Genomic DNA, 18122 nt, shown 5'->3' with positions numbered 1-18122 from the left:
AACGGAATCAATGAAATTGATTCTTTTTAAGCAGATGTATATTCGTGAGCTTCATCAGTGACAAAGTCACTTCTCTTTGCTTCCTTAAAAATAAGACGTTCGACTTATTTATCCTTTGCGTTTAATAGAAAAAGCTATAAACTTTTATTTTTTGACCCATTCCAGAATATTCGGATAGATGATGCTGTCTCTTTTTCTTTTACTGAAGAACCTTGGTGCATGGCCTGCTCCTTTCATAAAGATAAACTTGTGCGGAATATTCATCTGGGTAAGCGCTGAGTCCATGGCTATTCCCTGATGCTGATTGACCAGAAAATCATTGTTTCCCTGAAACAGCAAGGTAGGAACATTGGTAATATTGGCAATAGGGCTGGCTTCCTTAAAGGCTTCAGACACTTTTTTCCGGTCAAATTTACGGCCGACTACCTTTTGAAAAGTTGGAGAAGTATATTTGGAATAAAAAGATTTAAGATACTCAGAACTGTAAAAATCTGTAGGTCCGCTGAGAGAAATAATCTTTTTGATCTGATCAGAATGCTGATATCCGTAAAGCAATGCCAAATGCCCGCCGGCACTTTCTCCCAGAAGAATATAATTATTAGGCTGAAGTTCTGCCTTTTCCGTTAAGGAATTGAATTTTTCAATGGCCAGGCCAATATCTTCAAGTTGTTCTTTGTAGGTGATTTCTTTCTTTGCAGAAACCAATCTGTAATTCATATTGATACTCGGAATCCTGTTTTCAAAAAGCATTTTCTGAACCTGTATCATATGTTCTTTTTTGCCTAAAGTCCAGGCTCCACCATGAACGATAAGAACTACGGGAGAATTTTCAGCATAATCTTTGGGAAGAAAGACATCCATCTTTTGCCTTTTGTGTTCACCATATTTTAAATTATAAATTTTCTGCTGGCCTCCCGGACCTACCCAGACTCTGAACTTCGTATTGCAGGACTGCAACAGAAAACTGAAGCATCCCATCACAAAAAAATGATACCGGAGAATGAGCTTTTTCATTACTTAAATTTACAAAAAATTCTATTGATTATGACGCAGTCAATGTTTGATTATAACTTTTCTGCTGTTTTTGACGAAAGCCCTTTTTTGATTGTAATAATGTCTTTTTCTCCTTTTTTGAAAATGAAAGAAATCTCGGTGTCATCATCCTGCAGGAAGAATATATCCTCTTTTTCAGCCAGCATTCTTATTTTAGGATCTTTATTGTTTTGTATAAAAAGCTGGCCGTTTTCGTACAAAATATGAATCACACTGTCATCAGAAAGCTGATAGTCACCCACGTATTTTTTAAGTATATCAGTACTTAATACTGCTTCTTTTTTAGGTTGTGGAAGAGTATAAGGCTGTTCTAAAAGAGCTGCTAAAATAGTGTTACCTGCTTTCTCCAGCTTTTTACTTGTGATATTGTTCAGAAGGATAATGCATAGATCATCCTCAGGGAGCATGGCAAAATAACTTGTAGAACCCTCTATATTTCCCCCATGGTTAATAAGTTTTTTCCCATAAAGATCATCAATAAACCAACCATAGCCATAGCCGCTCAAAAAAGGTGTGGTAGCTTTTTTAAATGCTTCTTTAGAAACAATTTTATAATCTCTCAATCCGATATAGTAATTGTACAGGTCTTCCACTGTACTGTAGATTTGTCCTGCGGGACCGGTTAAGGTGGAATTCCATACTTGCGTTTTTTCCTGTTTTGTCTTTGAGATATAAGAATATGGAACCGTTTTGTATGGGCTTTTCAGAGCCATATAGTTAAATCCGGTATGAGTCATTTTAAGAGGGTTTAAGATAGTTTTTGTTACAGCATCTTCATAAGAAAGTCCGGTTACTTTTTCAATGATCATTCCCAGTAAAATATATCCAGAATTGGTATAAGAGAATTGAGTGCCGGGCTCAAAATCCAGAGGTTCGTTTTTAAAAAAAGAGAGTTCTTTGTTTTTAGCAATGGTCTTTCCGGTGTGAAGCAGGCTGAAATATTCTTTGTTTCGTAATACTTCATAAATTCCCGAGGTGTGGGTAAGAAGATGCTCAATAGTGATTTCATTTCCTCTTGGATAATCGGGAATAAATTTTGAAAGAGGGTCTTTAACAGAAAGTTTCCCTTCTTCGCTTAGCTTTACAATCATCAAAGCCGTGAAAGATTTCGTTAAAGAAGCAATCTGATACACACTTTGGTTCTGATTGGGTATCTTTTTTTCCGCATCCTGCCAGCCGTATGATCTTTCAAAAATGTTTTTATTCTGATAATGGATCAAAGCAGTTCCATTAAATTTATTAATACCAGCAAACGCCTTTATAATGCTGTCTATTTCTTCTTTTTTCTTTTCCTGATTAACATTGTTGGGATGAGTTTCTGTCTGAGCTTTTAGAGCAGAACAGAATGTACTGAACAAACAAAACAAACATCCTAAAGTTAAAATATGAAATTGACGTCGCATAGGTATCAGGTTTTAAAAACGGTTAAAATTAAGCTTACTATTGATAGTGTTTAGGATTTTATAGGTTTTCAGCATAACGGCTCAAAGAATTATTGTATCTGGGCAGATATTTTGATATTGCTTTTAATGCTATAGATAGCGCTTCCTTGTGCTTTCCTGCTGAAGAAAGAGACAGTGCTAAAAAAGAATCTACCGCATCGTTCAGCTCATCAGAATAATTAGCCTTTTCTTCCCTTAAAATATGGATGCTTTCTTCTATTTTTCCGTTATTTCTTAAGGTGCTTGCCAGCTGAATTCTTGCTCTTCTTCTTCGTAAGCCGGTTAATCCTTTACCTAATGCCGATCTGTACAAAGGTTCCGCTTCCTTTTCATATCCGGTAGAGTCAAAAGCGCAGGCTCTTTCAAAATCTGCTATGGCCAGGGAATCCGTATCCGTAAGTCTTTCTACATGATTTTTAATCTGCTGGATAAACTCCTCACTGCTTATTGTTCCAAGTTGCAGCCATATACTTTGTAATTGGTTTTCCCAGTTTTGATCCATTGAATAGATTTTAAACAAAGATATAAAATATTGAAAGTGAGCATTGCTTAATTATTCTCATAAATTTCAAAATTATTGTCAGATTATGAATCCAAAAACGGAATTAAATATTTATTTTTGCTGAACTTAACAAAGATTAAAAAATTATTAAAATATGGCATCAGGCTTTTTTGCAATTTTAGATGATATTGCAGCATTGATGGATGATGTAGCGGTTACCAGTAAGGTTGCTACCCAAAAGACAGCAGGGATTTTAGGAGACGACCTGGCTGTAAATGCAGAAAAAGCCACTGGCTTTCTTTCCTCAAGAGAAATTCCCGTTTTATGGGCAATTACCAAAGGATCATTTATCAATAAACTGATTATTCTTCCCATTGTTTTTTTACTTAATTGGTTGTATGCTCCAGCTATTAATTATGTATTGATCCTTGGAGGATTCTATCTGGCTTTTGAAGGCGTTGAAAAAGTAATAGAATTTCTTTTTCACCGTGACAAAAAGGGTCATGAAGTTATAGAGGAAATTGAAGAAGACGAGAAAAGTTCTGAAGAAATAGAAAAAGAGAAAGTAAAATCGGCAATTACAACTGATTTTATTTTATCAATAGAGATCGTTATTATTGCTTTAGGAACCGTATTGGAAGAAAGTCATCCTTTCATTACGCAGATTTTAGTAACGAGCTTGGTTGCATTTATCGCTACTGTTGGAGTTTATGGAATTGTAGCTTTGATCGTAAGAATGGATGATGCAGGGTTTAAATTAATAAAGAAAAGTAACGATAAAGGTTTTTTCGGGAGGCTTGGACATCTATTGGTGAAGGCTTTACCTATTGTTATTAAAATATTAGGAGTCGTAGGAACAATTGCTTTAATAATGGTTGCAGGTGGGATTTTTCTGCATAGGATTGAATTTTTCCATGGCATATTACCAACTTGGCCAGATGTTTTGAAAGAGCTTACGCTTGGTGTTGTTGGTGGATTGATAGCGGTTGCCGTATTTACTTTAGGAAAAGGGGTCTATTCTTTAGCGACAAAAAAATAAAACAGAATTAGAATTAAATAACCAAAAAATCCTGTACCCGAAAGAGTGCAGGATTTTTTATTAAGTTTTTTTCTGAAATTTTGCAACAAAAGTCTTTGATAGATGGAAAATGCAATGTAAATGTTAGTTTGGTTGCAGCTGCTTTCAGGGCAAAGGTTATCTTTGCAAAAAAAATAAACATGACAAAAAAATTATACTATGTAAGCTTTTTATTCTCTTCATTTTTTTCAAATGCACAGATGCTTGATGCTTCTTACAGTACTTACGGAATCAATTTCTATAATCCATCTACAACTTTTGACAAGTCAGGTGATATTTTTGTAGAGTCAGATAACAGTGCCGTTGTACTTGGAAACATTGGCCCGGGAGCAAAAAGAGCTATCTATAAAGTTGATCCTAATGGGAATCTGGATACTTCATTTGGAAATGCAGGAATTAAAATCACCCAAAATCAATCTTCACATTATAAAATAATTAAATTAAGCAGTGGTAAATATTTAACGGTCGGAAATGTAGGTTATATGTATAGTCAGAATTTTTTTATTGAAAGATTTAATACTGATGGTACTTTAGATTCAACATTTGGAAACGGTGGAGGACTTGCTGTTGATATGGGCTATCCAGCAACTATTGAGACCATTGATATAGCTTATAACGCTGTTGAATTACCTGACGGGAAAATTATCATATGCGGAGGTGCTGAATATGGATATCCTAAAAGAAGAGCATGTTTATTGAGATTGAATCAGGATGGTACCGTGGATACAACCTTTGGTACCAATGGAAAGTTTTATTTTACTATAAATACCGGACTTTCTCAAGAAAGAGTGAGTGCTATGAGTATTTTTGCAGTGAATAATAAACTAATTGTTGCCGGAATAGGAAGAATTACCGATACCACAGAGGCTACAAACGGCTCTAATGATATTTTCGTAGTAAGGCTAAATCTGGACGGAACTTATGATACTACATTTGGAACCAGTGGGAAACTAATTTTCAGTTTGGGTAATCTCCTTGAATTTGGAAATATGATTCAGGACACCAACGGAAATTTTTATATCACAGGATCTGCATATGTAAATAACATCAGAGAAACCTGGGTAGCGAAAATAAGCTCTGATGGGCAGTTTGTCAATAACTTTGGAAACAATGGTATTGCGAAACGTAAGGTTGTTAATATTCCGGATGCTGAACGTGAAAGCTCTAATTCTATCCTTTTAGGTAATAATGGGATCTATGTGGGGGGAACATTCTTCTTTGCTGGAAACTATTATGAAAGCGACTGGATGTATATGACCAAATTTAATTTTGATGGAACTCCGGACTTATCTTTTGGAACTAATGGATTGTTCAGGCTTCCAACTTATAACTCTTTGAGACGAATAGCTGCAATGAAATTTGATAACAATAAAAGAATCCTGATTTCAGGAGATTCTTCTCATAGTGACAGACAATTTGCGTTGGCAAGAATTATTTTAAATAATGAAACTTTAAATACCGCTGAAATAGGTAAAAAAGAAGTACCCTCATTCTATCCAAATCCTGTAACAGATTTTCTATATATTGATTTAAGCACTGAAAGCAGGTTGGAAAATATATCTTTATACAGTATGGAGGGGCAACTGGTTAAAAATCTGGAATATACCAGACAAGATGGTAAGATAAAGATTGATCTCAAAAGCCATTTGTCTGGAACCTATCTGCTTCGCTTGAAATATGATAAGAAAGAACAGACCATAAAGGTTATTAAAAAATAAATTGAAAATAAAAAGCCGGTTTTAAAAGATTAAAACCGGCTTTTTTATATTAATTGAATAAATCTTTTACTTTATCAAAAAAAGTTTTTTCCTTTCCGGATGGTTCTGCAACCATTTCTCCGCTGGACATCTGCTTTTCAAAGAAATCTTTCTGTTCTTTATTAAGCTTCTGAGGTGTCCATACATTGATGTGGATGAACATGTCTCCTTTTCCATAGCTGTCAATGCTTGGAAGTCCTTTTCCGGCCAATCTTAGGATCTTTCCGGATTGAGTTCCCGGATCAACGGTAATTTTTACTTTTCCTCCAACAGTAGGGATTTCTTTTTTAGTTCCTAAAGCAGCTTCAGCAAATGAAACATACAGTTCCTGATGAAGATTATCACCTTCTCTCTTGATTACCTGATCTACTTCCTCTTCAATGATCACCAATAAATCTCCCGGAATTCCACCAAATGGCGCATCATTTCCTTTTCCTCTTACATTAAGCTGGATGCCGTCTCTTGCCCCTGCAGGGATGTTGATTGTGATTTCCTCCTCATCTTTGATAAGACCTTGCGCATTGGCTCCTGCAGGAATCTTGTCAGCAACTTTTCCAATTCCCTGACAGGTACTACAAGTTGTCTGAGTCTGCATTTGACCAAACATGGTATTCATTACTTTAAGCTGAACACCGGAACCGTTACAGGTAGGACATATTTTTGAAGTGGCACCTTCTGCCATCTTCATTTTTTTTACCTTAATGGTTTTTTGAGTTCCGTTTACCATTTCCTCAAGGTTCAGTTTGATTCTGATTCTTAAATTAGAACCTTTCACCTGCTGACGGCCGCCACCGCCACCACCGAATCCTCCGAAACCACCACCGAAAATATCTCCAAACTGACTGAAAATATCTTCCATGTTCATTCCGCCTCCGAAGCCTCCGCCTCCAAAACCGCCGTTTCCACCTACTCCGGCATGACCAAACTGGTCGTAACGAGCACGTTTCTGATCGTCGCTTAGAACTTCGTAAGCTTCAGCTGCTTCTTTAAACTTTTCTTCAGCCTCTTTATCACCAGGATTTTTATCCGGGTGAAATTTGATAGCCATTTTACGGTATGCTTTTTTTATTTCGTCGGCCGATGCAGATTTGCTGATCTCAAGAACCTCGTAATAATCTCTTTTTGACATGACAATTTTATAATTGATTGTTGATAAATGATAAAAGATATTGTAAAGCTAATAAGTGAAACATTCATCAATTATCACTCACCATTTATCATTTATGAATTTTAATTTCCTGTTACTACTTTTGCAAAACGGATTACTTTATCACCTAAAGTATATCCAGTTTCAATAACGTCTACGATTTTTCCTTTCAAATCTTCTGATGGAGCAGGGATTTGAGTAATCGCTTCATGGAAATCAACATTAAAGCTGTCACCAGCTCTCACTTCCATTGTTTGTAAGCCTTTTTCGGTAAGTTTATTTTTGAATTTCTGATAGATCAGTTCCACCCCTTGAAGGTCAGCCGGATTTCCGTTCTTAGCGATTTCCTTTAATGCTCTTTCAAAATCATCTAAAACGCCTAACATTGAAACCATCATTTCCTGGTTGGCATACTGGAAGAATTCCATCTTCTCTTTGCTCGTTCTTTTTTTATAGTTTTCGAATTCAGCATATAATCTGATGTAACGGTCTTTTTCTTCTGCCAAAAGTTCTTCTGGTGAAGGAGCAACTGTCACATTGTCCTGAGATGCTGCGTCATTCTGAACATTGTTTTCTTCCTGATTATTGATGCTTTCTTCGTTAATATCCTGGTTTTCCATAATTCAATATTTATTTACTGATTGTTTGACAAAGAGCCTGCCAAATCTGAAATCAGGACATTAAGGCAGAAAAATGAGTAATGGTGAATAGTGAATAAATCAATTCGCTTCGCTCATGAATTTGTCGTAGTGTAAGCTTTAAAAATTGACTTTGCGAAGCAAAAACTGACCATTGACCATTGACTTTAACAATGTCCAATTAAAAAACTAAAGTTGCGTTTTTCTATTCTCCTGCAAACGTCTGGTACAGAAGGTACAGGTTTAAAACAATGATAATAATAGAAATTGCCCATACGCAGATTTTAAGAACCGGCTTATTGACAAATTCTCCCATCTTGGCTTTATCATTGGTGAACATCACCAGTGGAACAACAGCAAAGCTTAGCTGCATGGAGAGAATTACCTGGCTTAAAACCAATAATTCGGTCGTTCCCTGTTCGCCATAAAGAATAGCGACAATAAGGGCAGGAATTACAGCAATAAGTCTTGTGATAAGTCTTCGCAGCCATGGCTTTAATCTGATATTCAAGAAACCTTCCATTACAATTTGTCCTGCAAGCGTTCCTGTCAATGTAGAATTCTGTCCTGATGCCAATAAAGCAATAGCAAATGCAATACTTGCCATAGAAGCTCCTAAAATAGGAGTCAACATTTTATAAGCATCATGAATGTCCGCAACATGCTCATTTCCTGTTGTATGGAATGTGGCAGCTGCAAGAATAAGGATTGCAGCATTGATGAAGAATGCCAGCATCAATGAAACTGTGCTGTCCAGGGTGGCAAACTTTATAGCTTCTTTTTTTCCTTCGGTATCGCGGGTATAATCTCTGGTCTGTACAATACTGCTGTGCAGATACAGGTTGTGGGGCATTACTGTAGCTCCTAAGATCCCAATGGCAATATAAAGCATTGCAGGGTTCTGAATGATTTCTTTCTGAGGAACCAATCCTCCCAGAATTTCATTGAAAGCAGGTTTAGAAATAATGATTTCATAGACAAAACAGGCCAGGATAATGAATATAAGACCTCCTACAATACTTTCAATCCATCGGAAACCTTTGGCCTGAAGTAAGAGGATAATTAAAACATCCACTGTTGTGATGACAATTCCCCAGGTGAGCGGAATATGAAATAAAAGATTTAATGCAATGGCAGAACCAATGACCTCGGCGAGATCACAGGCGGCAATGGCTATTTCACAAAATACCCATAGAATAAAATTGGTAGTAGGGCTGAAGTGATCTCTGCAGGCCTGCGCAAGATCTCTTTCTGCAACAACTCCTAGTTTCACGGATAAATGCTGCAGAACCATTGCGAAAATATTGGAAATAAGAATTACGGAAAGCAGGGTATATCCAAACTGGGCTCCTCCAGCGATATCCGTAGCCCAGTTTCCCGGATCCATATATCCTACAGCAATCATCAGTCCCGGTCCGGCAAATGCAAGATATTTCCTCCAGAAATTTGCATTTTTAGGAACTTTGATCGATGAATAAACCTCTGATAAGGAATGAGATGTTTTATCTTTTCGCCAGGCGCTTTTTATATTGAAATTCATAAATGTTAGAAATGACTAACAAATTTAATTAAATAAATGTAAACAAAGAAATCATGGCACAAAAAAATCCCGGAAATTATTTCCCGGGATCTAATTTTTATTGAATCTAAAGATTATTTTGCAAATCTTACAGACATTTTTCTGTCAGCAGCTCTTTCTGCATCAGAAGCTTTTGCGTCTACTTTTGCAAATTGACTTCCGTAACCGTCTGCAGCAATTACCTGTGCACCAACGCCAGCTTTAGCTAAAGCAGCTTTGATAAATTCAGCTCTGGCTTTTGACAATTTTACGTTAGAAGCTTCGTTTCCTGTTTTATCAGTGTAACCTCCAACTTTGATTTTTGCATCAGGGAAAGCCTTAAGGATAGCTACAAGGTTATCCAATTGTCCTTGTGAACCTGCTTCCAGTTCAGTAGAGCTTCCCATTTTGAAATTAACATGGTCGAAATCGTACCACTTATCTTTCAATGCAGAATCATCAGCTGCATTTTTGTAACCACCAGATTTCAGGAATGAAATCATCTGATCCTCCATACCACCTTTATAACCTTTTAACATTACACCATTAAGATCAATGTTTTCGTCGGTTTTAGCGGTAGCCGGAACAGGTGTTGCAGTTCCTGTTGCAGCTGTATCTGTCGTAGAACTGGTTGCTGCAGAGTCAGACGTACTGGTAGTTGTAGTAGTTGTCTGCTTTTTCTCGCACTGTTTCCATAGGAAATATCCGGCTGCCAATAACAGTAAAAGCGGAAGCAACCATTTCCAGATTGAGCCTCCGCCTTGATTATTGTTATTATTATCGTTAAATTGTTCTCTTATTTCTCTTGCTCCTTCAGAAACATTTTCTCTTGCCGTAGCAACACCTTCTGAGATATTATCTTTAGCAGTAGAAGCTACCGAAGAAACTGTTTCCTTAGCCTGGCCAAACCAATTTTCAGCTCCTAATCCAAAGGAAGCCAAAGAAAGACCTGCCGGCAATAAGGAAGAAATAATGCCTTTCTGATCACTCAGTAAGCTGGAAATACCTGAAGCGCCCAAATTATTGTCTGCTGCATATTTTCCAACCGTGCCTACTGTAGCTCCAGTCACCAGGTTTAACAAAGAACCTGCAGAGGTATTGCTTACTCCTGAAAAACTAGCAATGGAATTGACTAATCCACTTACTTTATCTCCAAAAATTGAAGACAACAACGTAGAAATAATAGGATTGCTAGACGATCCGCCTAATAAATTTCCTAAAATTCCACTTGAAGAGGCTTGTGTAATAGCATCCACAACGCCAGGCTTATCTGCACTATTAGCTAATCCGCCTACTACAGCAGGTAATAATCCACCAATTGCTTTAGAAATACCGGATTCACTTTCTCCAAACTGCGATGCAGCCTGTGAAACTAAAGCGGGACCTAATTGTCCTTTAATTAAATCAATGACATTTAAAGACATAATAATAAATTTTTTTGATTAATGTTGAGATAAATTTAAACAAAAATCCGTCCAAATGTCATTTTTTTTTGAATATTTCTTTAAAAATTGACGATTTATTTTTTAATCATTAAAATTATTAATAAGCTTTTGCGAATAATACACGTCTCTTAGATGGTTTTCCAGAAACCAATGAAATTCCTTCTTCTACATCATCATCCAAAGGAATACATCTGATAGTAGCCTTCGTTTCATCCTTGATCTGTTCTTCTTCTTCAGCTGTACCATCCCAGTGAGCATAGATGAAACCACCTTTCTCTTCAAGAACTTTTTTGAATTCTTCGTAAGTATCTACTTTTGTGAAATTATCTTTTCTGAATTCTAAAGCTTTGTTGTAAAGATCCTGCTGAATTGTTTTCAATAGATCTTCGATATAAGTATCTAAACCATCGATAGAACGAACTTCTTTCGTCAGATTGTCTCTTCTGGCAATTTCCACAGATTTGTTCTCAAGATCTCTTGGTCCCATTGCTATTCTTACAGGAACTCCCTTCAATTCGTATTCTGCAAATTTCCAGCCCGGTTTGTTCTGTGTGTCATTATCAAATTTCACAGAAATACCTTTTGCTCTCAGTTTAGCCTGAATATCCAAAGCAACTTCACTGATTTGCTCTAGCTGCTCTTCTCCTTTAAAGATCGGAACAATCACCACCTGAATCGGTGCCAGAGTAGGAGGCAGTACCAATCCGAAATCATCGGAGTGTGTCATAATCAAAGCTCCCATCAAACGGGTTGATGTTCCCCATGACGTAGCCCATGCATGTTCTATTTTTCCTTCTTTATTGGTGAATTTTACGTCAAATGCTTTTGCGAAATTCTGACCTAGGAAGTGAGATGTTCCTGCCTGTAAAGCTTTTCCATCCTGCATCAGTGCTTCGATACAGTATGTTTCATCAGCTCCTGCAAATCTTTCAGATGGAGTTTTTAATCCCTGAATTACCGGCATCGCCATAAAGTTTTCTGCAAAATCTGCATATACTTTATTCATCTTTTCTGCTTCTTCAACAGCTTCATCCTTTGTAGCATGAGCAGTGTGGCCTTCCTGCCATAAGAATTCTGCAGTTCTTAAGAAAAGACGGGTTCTCATTTCCCAACGTACAACATTCGCCCATTGGTTGATCAATATCGGTAGGTCTCTGTAAGATTGAATCCAGTTTTTGTATGTATTCCAGATAATAGCTTCTGAAGTAGGACGAACGATAAGTTCTTCTTCCAGTTTCGCATCCGGATCCACAATCAGTTTAGACGGATTGTCCGGATCGGTTTTTAATCTGTAATGAGTAACAACAGCACATTCTTTTGCAAAACCTTCTGCATTCTTTTCCTCTGCCTCAAACAAGCTCTTGGGCACAAAAAGCGGGAAGTATGCGTTAACGTGACCTGTTTCTTTGAACTTTCTATCCATTTCATCACGCATTTTTTCCCAGATTGCATAGCCATACGGTTTGATCACCATACATCCACGCACACCTGAGTTTTCAGCTAAATCAGCTTTTACAACCAGCTCATTATACCATTTGCTGTAATCTTCGCTTCTTGAGGTTAATTTTGCCATTATTTTTTTTAATTTTTTTAACTTTTGTACATTATTGTTATCTAAAAATAAAAATCTATTTTTGATAGATTTTTTTACCAGTATTTTGGTACATTTTTGGTACAGATTGCAAATATAATTTAAATTAAAAATTTTTACGTTATCATGAAAAGAAATATACATAAAAATTTGCTTGGTCTGCTAAGATCCAAAGGGGTGTTGGCAATATCAGGCGGATTATTACTTGTGTCTTGTGGTGCTCAGATGGGAGGGTATAGCGAGACAGATGGGGTGTATTACGACCCCAATAAGGATACGCTACCTGAAGGAGTTATCATCAATGATAGCGGAAACAGAGTAGGAGAATATTATGACTATTATCAGGATTCCAATGTCATCCAAAATGCACAGACGAATTCCAGAGAACAGCAAAACAGATATAATGACTGGAGTGGTACCAATCCGAATTGGAACTCCAACGCCACAGATTCAGATTGGGGGCTTTATGCAGGTTCTCAGACGAACTATTATGACAACTCATGGGGATGGGGATCTCCTTGGGGATGGTATGGTGGTTATAGCCCATATTGGGGCTGGGGCATGAACCGTGGCTGGGGCTGGGGTGCTAGTATGTCCTGGGGTTGGGGCGGATCATTCGGATGGGGCTGGGGAGGCTCTTACGGATGGGGAAGCCCATACTGGGGATATGGTGGATATTATGATCCATTCTGGGGCGGTTACGGAAACCCTTACTGGGGATACGGAGGCGGTTACTGGGGTGGTGGCTACTACAACAGACCTGTTTATAGAAGAAGCGGTACCAGTGGAGGAGGATTCCAGAATACAGGTGTAGCCAACGCAGTATACAGAACCAATACAGCCAATTCAGGCTTCAGAAATAGTAATGGTGGTTTCAGAAACACAAACAATGGTGGTTTCAGAGATTCTAACTCAAACGGAGGCTTCAGAAATAATAATGGCGGTTTCAGAGACGGTAATTCCGGAGGCTTCAGAAACGGTAATTCCGGAGGTTTCAGAAATACACAACAAAATGGAGGATTCCGTAATACTGCACCACAGACAAGACCTAATTATAATTATCAGCAATCACAGCCTAGAAACAATGGAGGTTTCAGATCCAATGATTCAGGAGGTTTCAGATCTAGCGGCGGCTTCAACTCCGGTGGAGGCGGCTTCAGAGGTGGTTCTTCTGGCGGCGGTGGCGGAATGAGATCCGGCGGCGGAGGCAGAGGTGGATTCAGATAATTTTCAAACGAATAAACTATTAAAAAATAATGTTAAAAAAATCTTTAGTATTAATGAGTATTTCTGCTGCATTTTATGCGCAGGCTCAGGATGTTTCTGTGATAAGAAATACCGTGGATGTTTACTCAAGTACTCCTATGGTGGGATCGGCTAAATTCAATGCAATGGCAGGATCTAATGGTGCGCTGGGAGGTGATGCAAACTCTTTGCTTACCAACCCGGCAGGTTTAGGGGTAGCTATTTCAGGAGAGGTTTCAGGAACTTTATCTATTTTAGGCAATAAAAACAGCAGCTCTTTAGCTGGATCTACTATAGACTATAGCAAAACTAAGGGAGACCTTGGAAATGCAGGCGGTATCATTGCTTTCCCACTGATGACAGAAACGGGTTGGAAGTTTATTAATATCGGTATTAATTTTTCCAATCAGACTCTTGATAATGTAATCCAGTCACCAGGTAATAACAATGTTGTTTACGCTTTTGATAAAGATGATATAACCAAGGACGCAGCATTGGCAGGACATATCTATGAAAGATATGGTAATTTGTCAAAGATGAGCTTTGGGGTAGGAGCGAATTATAATCATAATTTATATTTAGGGGCAGGTTTCAATTTTTTCAACGCTTCAGTTGATCAATATGATACCTTATTTTACCGAAATCTTACCAATAATTCTACAGAAGGATTCAGTAAGCAGGATACTCCTTACTCAGAGAGATCTTCAGGGTTTTCAGCTTCATTAGGGGTGATCGGAAAGCTAAGTCCTAATTTCAGAGTGGGAGCATCTCTTGAAACTCCTACATTCTGGACGATAGACAGAAATTACTATTTCTATAATGATCCTGTTTACGGAGACGATATGGGTGCTGAAAACAGAAAATTTACTTCGCCTCTTAAAGCAACAGTGAGTGCTGCATTTGTAGCAAGTAAAAATTTCTCTTTAAACGTAGATTATACCCTTGGACTTACAAAACCTGATTATAAGGTATATGGTGGTGCAGAGAGTGTGTTGAATGACTTCTTTAAAGAGAATTATAAAAACCTTTCTGAAGTAAGAGTTGGAGCTGAGTATAGAGTACAGCAGTTCAGACTGAGAGGAGGTTATGCTTACCAGTCAAGTCCTTTTGATGCGCTTACAATCAGCAGATTTAATGATGCAGGCAGCGTAGGAGATCAATCATACAGCAACATGATGCTAAGCGATAGAAACACACTTTCTTTCGGTATTGGGTATGATTTCAAATCATTCTATGTAGATGCATCTTATCAGAATATCTCATCTAAGTATACCAACCCTTTTATGAGAGGATATATGGATGGTAATTCAGATTCATCTTATTATTCTGCTAATAATATCTTTGAAAGTGATTCGTATGCGGCAAGTGAGGTTAAAAATAACAGAAACAATTTCTTCCTTACAGTAGGATGGAAGTTCTAAGCTTTAATAAGCTATATACAATAAAAAAGCTCCGGATTTTCGGAGCTTTTTTTATTTTTTAATGAGAATGAGCAACAGGATGTTGATGGAAGAAATGCATCATCAATGCAAGTGAAACTCCTAAAACAACCAGTCCGATCTTTACCCAGTCAATATTGTGATTTTTATTGCTTTCAAAAATGATCACCGATGAAATATGAAGGAAAATTCCCCCTACAATCGCCAGGAAATAAGGCTGAAGATCAGGATTGAAATAGTTTCCTAGCAGCATTCCCATTGGGGAAGCAAGGGCAAATAAAGCTACAATGAGAATAGAGGGATAGGATGAAGAACTTTTTGATTCTCCTTTTCTGTTGAATAAAAATGCTCCCAGAATAAACGAAATAGGAAGATTGTGAAATACAATTCCCCAAAGATAAGGAGACATCTCTTGCTCTTCATTGGCAAGAGGAATCCCTTCAATAAATGCATGGATGAATAATCCAACCATTAAAGCAACGGGAAGAATATTATGCTCACTATGATGATGGAAATGTCCGTGTTCAAAACCTTTGGTAAGAGCTTCCAGAATCATCTGTAGAAGAACTCCTGCAATTACAAATATCCCAAGATTACTGTTTCCGGAAGAGGTGTAAACCTGTGGAAAGACTTCGTTGAGACAGATTGTAATCAAAAAACCAGCACTTAGTATCAGTAGATTTTTGGCCAGTTTTTCTTTTTTACCAAAGTGTTTTCCCAGAAATACTCCAGTTATTACACTTAAAATCAGTAAAAGTACTGTTGTCATTATTTTTTCTTAAATAAATTGATACAACGTGGGGAATTTTCTTTATTAAATTCATTCAGCTGATAGTCTCCCCATATTTTTATTCTTTCAAAACCACACTCCGAAGCATAAGCATGGATGGCTTCCAGTGTGTGAAGCTTTACTTTCTCAAAGAAATGAAAAGGTTTACCGTCTGCTTCAAAACGGATATCTTTGATGACATGTCTGCCCTCTATTTTTTTCAGGATTTTAAAGTCTATATCACCGCGGGTGACTGCTGTTTCCGGAACTAAAGTATTTCTTACATACTCTTCATTCAGATAATCAAGTACAAAATATCCTCCGGGCTTCAATGCATTGTAAACAGACTGGAATACTTTTTTATCATCATTTTCATTATCAAAATACCCAAAACTTGTAAATAAGTTGAATACCGCATCCATAGGATCTGCATCAATTGGATTTCTCATGTCATGAACTTCAAAAATCAATGTTTGATTTTCATATTGTTTGTCAGATTCAATGCTTTGTCTTGAAAGGTCAAGCCCCAAAACATCATACCCTAATTTATTAAGGAAAACAGAGTGTCTTCCCTTTCCACAGGCAAGATCTATGATTTTCGACTGAGGCGGCAACTGAAGGTCCGCAGTGAGCTTTGTAATGAAGTTTTCTGCTTCAGTATAGTCTCTGTTGCTATAAAGCAAATGATAATAAGGGGTATCAAACCAAGATTCAAACCATTCCATAATGCAAAAATAACTAAATTTGTGCGGTTAAAAGCAAAGTATTTTACAACATTAAGAGATTGAAAAATTCAATTGGACAAGAAGTTGGATAGCTAATCTTTTAATTTTTAAAACTTTAAATCTTTTAATTCATACTTATGGATACAGAAAATATTAAAATACAGATAAAGACATTCTTCGGATTGGAGCAGATTCTGGCAGAAGAAATCAAAAAACTGGGCGGAAGAAATGTTGAAATTAAAAACAGAGCGGTAAATTGTGAAGGAGATCTTGGTTTTCTTTACAAGATCAATTACTCTGCGAGAACAGCATTGAAAATTTTAGTGCCGATTCATGAGTTTAAGGCTTTCAACCAGCATCAGTTTTATGACAGACTATTCAAATTTGAATGGGAAAACTTCATGGATGTTGATCAGTCTTTCTCTATTGATGCAACGGTAAACTCAGAAACATTCAAACATTCTCAGTTTGTGACTTTAAAAATGAAGGATGCCATCGTGGATTATTTTCAGGAAAAATTCAAAAGACGTCCGAATGTAGAAACAAGAAATCCGGATATCAAATTCCATCTTCATATTGACAGAGAATTGGTGATGATTTCAATGGACTCTTCAGGAGATCCTTTGTTTAAAAGAGGGTACAGAAGAGAACAGGGAGAAGCTCCTATCAATGAAGTTCTGGCTAGCGGAATGCTTCAGCTGGCAGGTTGGGACGGAAAAGGAAATTTCCTTGATCCAATGTGTGGTTCCGGAACATTACTGATTGAAGCGGCTATGATCGCGATGGATCTTCCGGCTCAGATTTTCAGAAAGAGATTCGGATTCCAGAACTGGAATAATTATGATGCAGAACTGTTTTCGAAAATTAAAGAATTCAGAATTAACAGAGTCAGACAATTTGATGGAAAAATTGTTGGGTATGACATTGATGCAAGAATGCTGAATGCTGCAAGAATGAATGTAGAAGCAGCAGAAATGGAAGACGTTATCGAGATTAAAAAACAGAACTTCTTTGATTCCAAAAAAGAATTGTTCCCGTTATTAATGGTATTCAATCCTCCGTATGATGAGAGAATTTCCATTAATGATGATGATTTCTACAAGAAAATCGGAGATACCTTCAAGACCCATTATCCAAATACATTAGCATGGCTGATCTCTTCTGATCTTGAAGCCGTGAAGAAAATCGGTTTACGACCTTCACGAAAAATCAAACTTTTCAACGGAAAGCTGGAAACGAGATTTTTACAGTACGAAATGTATGAAGGAACGAAGAAAGTGCATAAGCTGGAAGATAAATAACGAGAAAAATGTTAGGAGGTTTTTTTGATCTGTTAGATACTTTATTTAGTGTATCCGGATTGTTTCAGTCTGGTTCGGGATCATCGCGTTCAAGTTCTGACAGAAAGAGCCTGAATTACGATGAGAAACCTCAAAAGAAAGTATCTAACAGATCAAAATACTTCACAGAGAAAGTAAGTGCTGTAGCTTTGGTATTGGCAGCATTTTCTTTTTTTATTGTTTTTAAAGATCCTTTACCTGCACAAAATTATACACAAACTTTAGTGATAGCTTCTTTAATAGGAATTGGTATTTCATGTATAGCATTTTTTATTTTGCATGTTTTGGAACTTTATTATTTTAAAACCTTGTTTAAACTGATTCTTTTCAGCTGTTCAGTAATTGTTTTTTTAATTTCTGCAGTATTATATCTCTACTTTAGGTCGGGATTGT

At 37.1% G+C, this 18122-nt stretch carries 15 protein-coding genes; 5 read left to right on the top strand and 10 right to left on the bottom strand.

What is annotated here, in order from left to right; all coding sequences use genetic code 11:
- Positions 1–144: 144 nt before the first annotated feature.
- Genes OL225_RS12740 through OL225_RS12730 form a run of 3 tightly spaced genes read right to left on the bottom strand, consistent with a single transcriptional unit; the run spans position 145 to position 2997 of the window.
- A complete protein-coding gene (locus OL225_RS12740; protein WP_264518508.1) occupies positions 145–1014 on the bottom strand; it encodes an alpha/beta hydrolase in 870 nt (289 codons plus the stop codon).
- 50 nt (positions 1015–1064) lie between these two features.
- The gene (locus OL225_RS12735; protein ID WP_264518507.1) at positions 1065–2456 is read right to left on the bottom strand and encodes a serine hydrolase; all 1392 of its coding nucleotides are present in this window, start codon (positions 2454–2456) and stop codon (positions 1065–1067) included.
- Positions 2457–2514: 58 nt separating this feature from the next.
- Positions 2515–2997 carry a tetratricopeptide repeat protein gene (locus tag OL225_RS12730; RefSeq protein ID WP_264518506.1) on the bottom strand — a complete coding sequence of 161 codons (483 nt, stop codon included), beginning with the start codon at positions 2995–2997 and terminating at the stop codon, positions 2515–2517.
- Between the two features lie 154 nt (positions 2998–3151).
- Here OL225_RS12730 and OL225_RS12725 point away from each other — a divergent pair, with 154 nt between their 5' ends.
- Positions 3152–4036 carry a DUF808 domain-containing protein gene (locus tag OL225_RS12725; protein ID WP_264518505.1) on the top strand — a complete coding sequence of 295 codons (885 nt, stop codon included), beginning with the start codon at positions 3152–3154 and terminating at the stop codon, positions 4034–4036.
- A gap of 179 nt (positions 4037–4215) precedes the next feature.
- Positions 4216–5793: a T9SS type A sorting domain-containing protein gene (locus OL225_RS12720; RefSeq protein WP_264518504.1), complete on the top strand. Its 1578-nt coding sequence runs from the start codon at positions 4216–4218 to the stop codon at positions 5791–5793.
- Between the two features lie 49 nt (positions 5794–5842).
- Here OL225_RS12720 and dnaJ read toward each other — a convergent pair whose 3' ends face one another.
- From dnaJ to proS, 5 genes are all read right to left on the bottom strand, one after another.
- On the bottom strand, positions 5843–6961 hold the full coding sequence (dnaJ, locus tag OL225_RS12715) for a molecular chaperone DnaJ (RefSeq protein WP_047377037.1): 1119 nt from the start codon (positions 6959–6961) through the stop codon (positions 5843–5845).
- Between the two features lie 101 nt (positions 6962–7062).
- Positions 7063–7599 carry a nucleotide exchange factor GrpE gene (locus OL225_RS12710; RefSeq protein WP_047377036.1) on the bottom strand — a complete coding sequence of 179 codons (537 nt, stop codon included), beginning with the start codon at positions 7597–7599 and terminating at the stop codon, positions 7063–7065.
- A gap of 223 nt (positions 7600–7822) precedes the next feature.
- On the bottom strand, positions 7823–9157 hold the full coding sequence (locus tag OL225_RS12705) for an Nramp family divalent metal transporter (RefSeq protein ID WP_264518503.1): 1335 nt from the start codon (positions 9155–9157) through the stop codon (positions 7823–7825).
- Between the two features lie 113 nt (positions 9158–9270).
- Positions 9271–10599, bottom strand: coding sequence for an OmpA family protein (locus OL225_RS12700; RefSeq protein ID WP_264518502.1), 1329 nt, complete (start codon positions 10597–10599; stop codon positions 9271–9273).
- Positions 10600–10717: 118 nt separating this feature from the next.
- The gene (gene proS, locus OL225_RS12695; RefSeq protein ID WP_047377197.1) at positions 10718–12193 is read right to left on the bottom strand and encodes a proline--tRNA ligase; all 1476 of its coding nucleotides are present in this window, start codon (positions 12191–12193) and stop codon (positions 10718–10720) included.
- 144 nt (positions 12194–12337) lie between these two features.
- On the opposite strand from proS, the gene OL225_RS12690 reads away from it, so the two are divergent.
- Both OL225_RS12690 and OL225_RS12685 read left to right on the top strand, forming a co-directional pair.
- Complete coding sequence (locus tag OL225_RS12690; protein WP_264518501.1) at positions 12338–13438, top strand: prolyl-tRNA synthetase; 1101 nt, start codon at positions 12338–12340, stop codon at positions 13436–13438.
- Between the two features lie 53 nt (positions 13439–13491).
- Entirely contained in the window at positions 13492–14877 is a 1386-nt protein-coding gene (locus OL225_RS12685) for an OmpP1/FadL family transporter (RefSeq protein ID WP_264518500.1), read from the top strand.
- A gap of 58 nt (positions 14878–14935) precedes the next feature.
- Here the strand turns inward: OL225_RS12685 and OL225_RS12680 are convergent, their stop codons facing one another.
- Both OL225_RS12680 and OL225_RS12675 read right to left on the bottom strand, forming a co-directional pair.
- Positions 14936–15664, bottom strand: a complete 729-nt coding sequence (locus OL225_RS12680) for a ZIP family metal transporter (RefSeq protein ID WP_047377031.1) — start codon at positions 15662–15664, stop codon at positions 14936–14938.
- Complete coding sequence (locus OL225_RS12675; RefSeq protein WP_264518499.1) at positions 15664–16389, bottom strand: class I SAM-dependent DNA methyltransferase; 726 nt, start codon at positions 16387–16389, stop codon at positions 15664–15666. The genes OL225_RS12680 and OL225_RS12675 overlap by 1 nt, the downstream gene beginning before the upstream one ends.
- Positions 16390–16526: 137 nt before the next feature.
- Between OL225_RS12675 and OL225_RS12670 the strand changes: the two genes are divergently transcribed.
- The gene (locus OL225_RS12670) at positions 16527–17690 is read left to right on the top strand and encodes a THUMP domain-containing class I SAM-dependent RNA methyltransferase (protein WP_047377029.1); all 1164 of its coding nucleotides are present in this window, start codon (positions 16527–16529) and stop codon (positions 17688–17690) included.
- The last annotated feature ends 432 nt before the right edge of the window (positions 17691–18122 follow it).

Source organism: Chryseobacterium viscerum, from assembly GCF_025949665.1.
GTDB classification, from domain to species: Bacteria; Bacteroidota; Bacteroidia; order Flavobacteriales; family Weeksellaceae; genus Chryseobacterium; species Chryseobacterium viscerum_A.
This window is presented reverse-complemented; position numbering and strand designations above follow the sequence as displayed.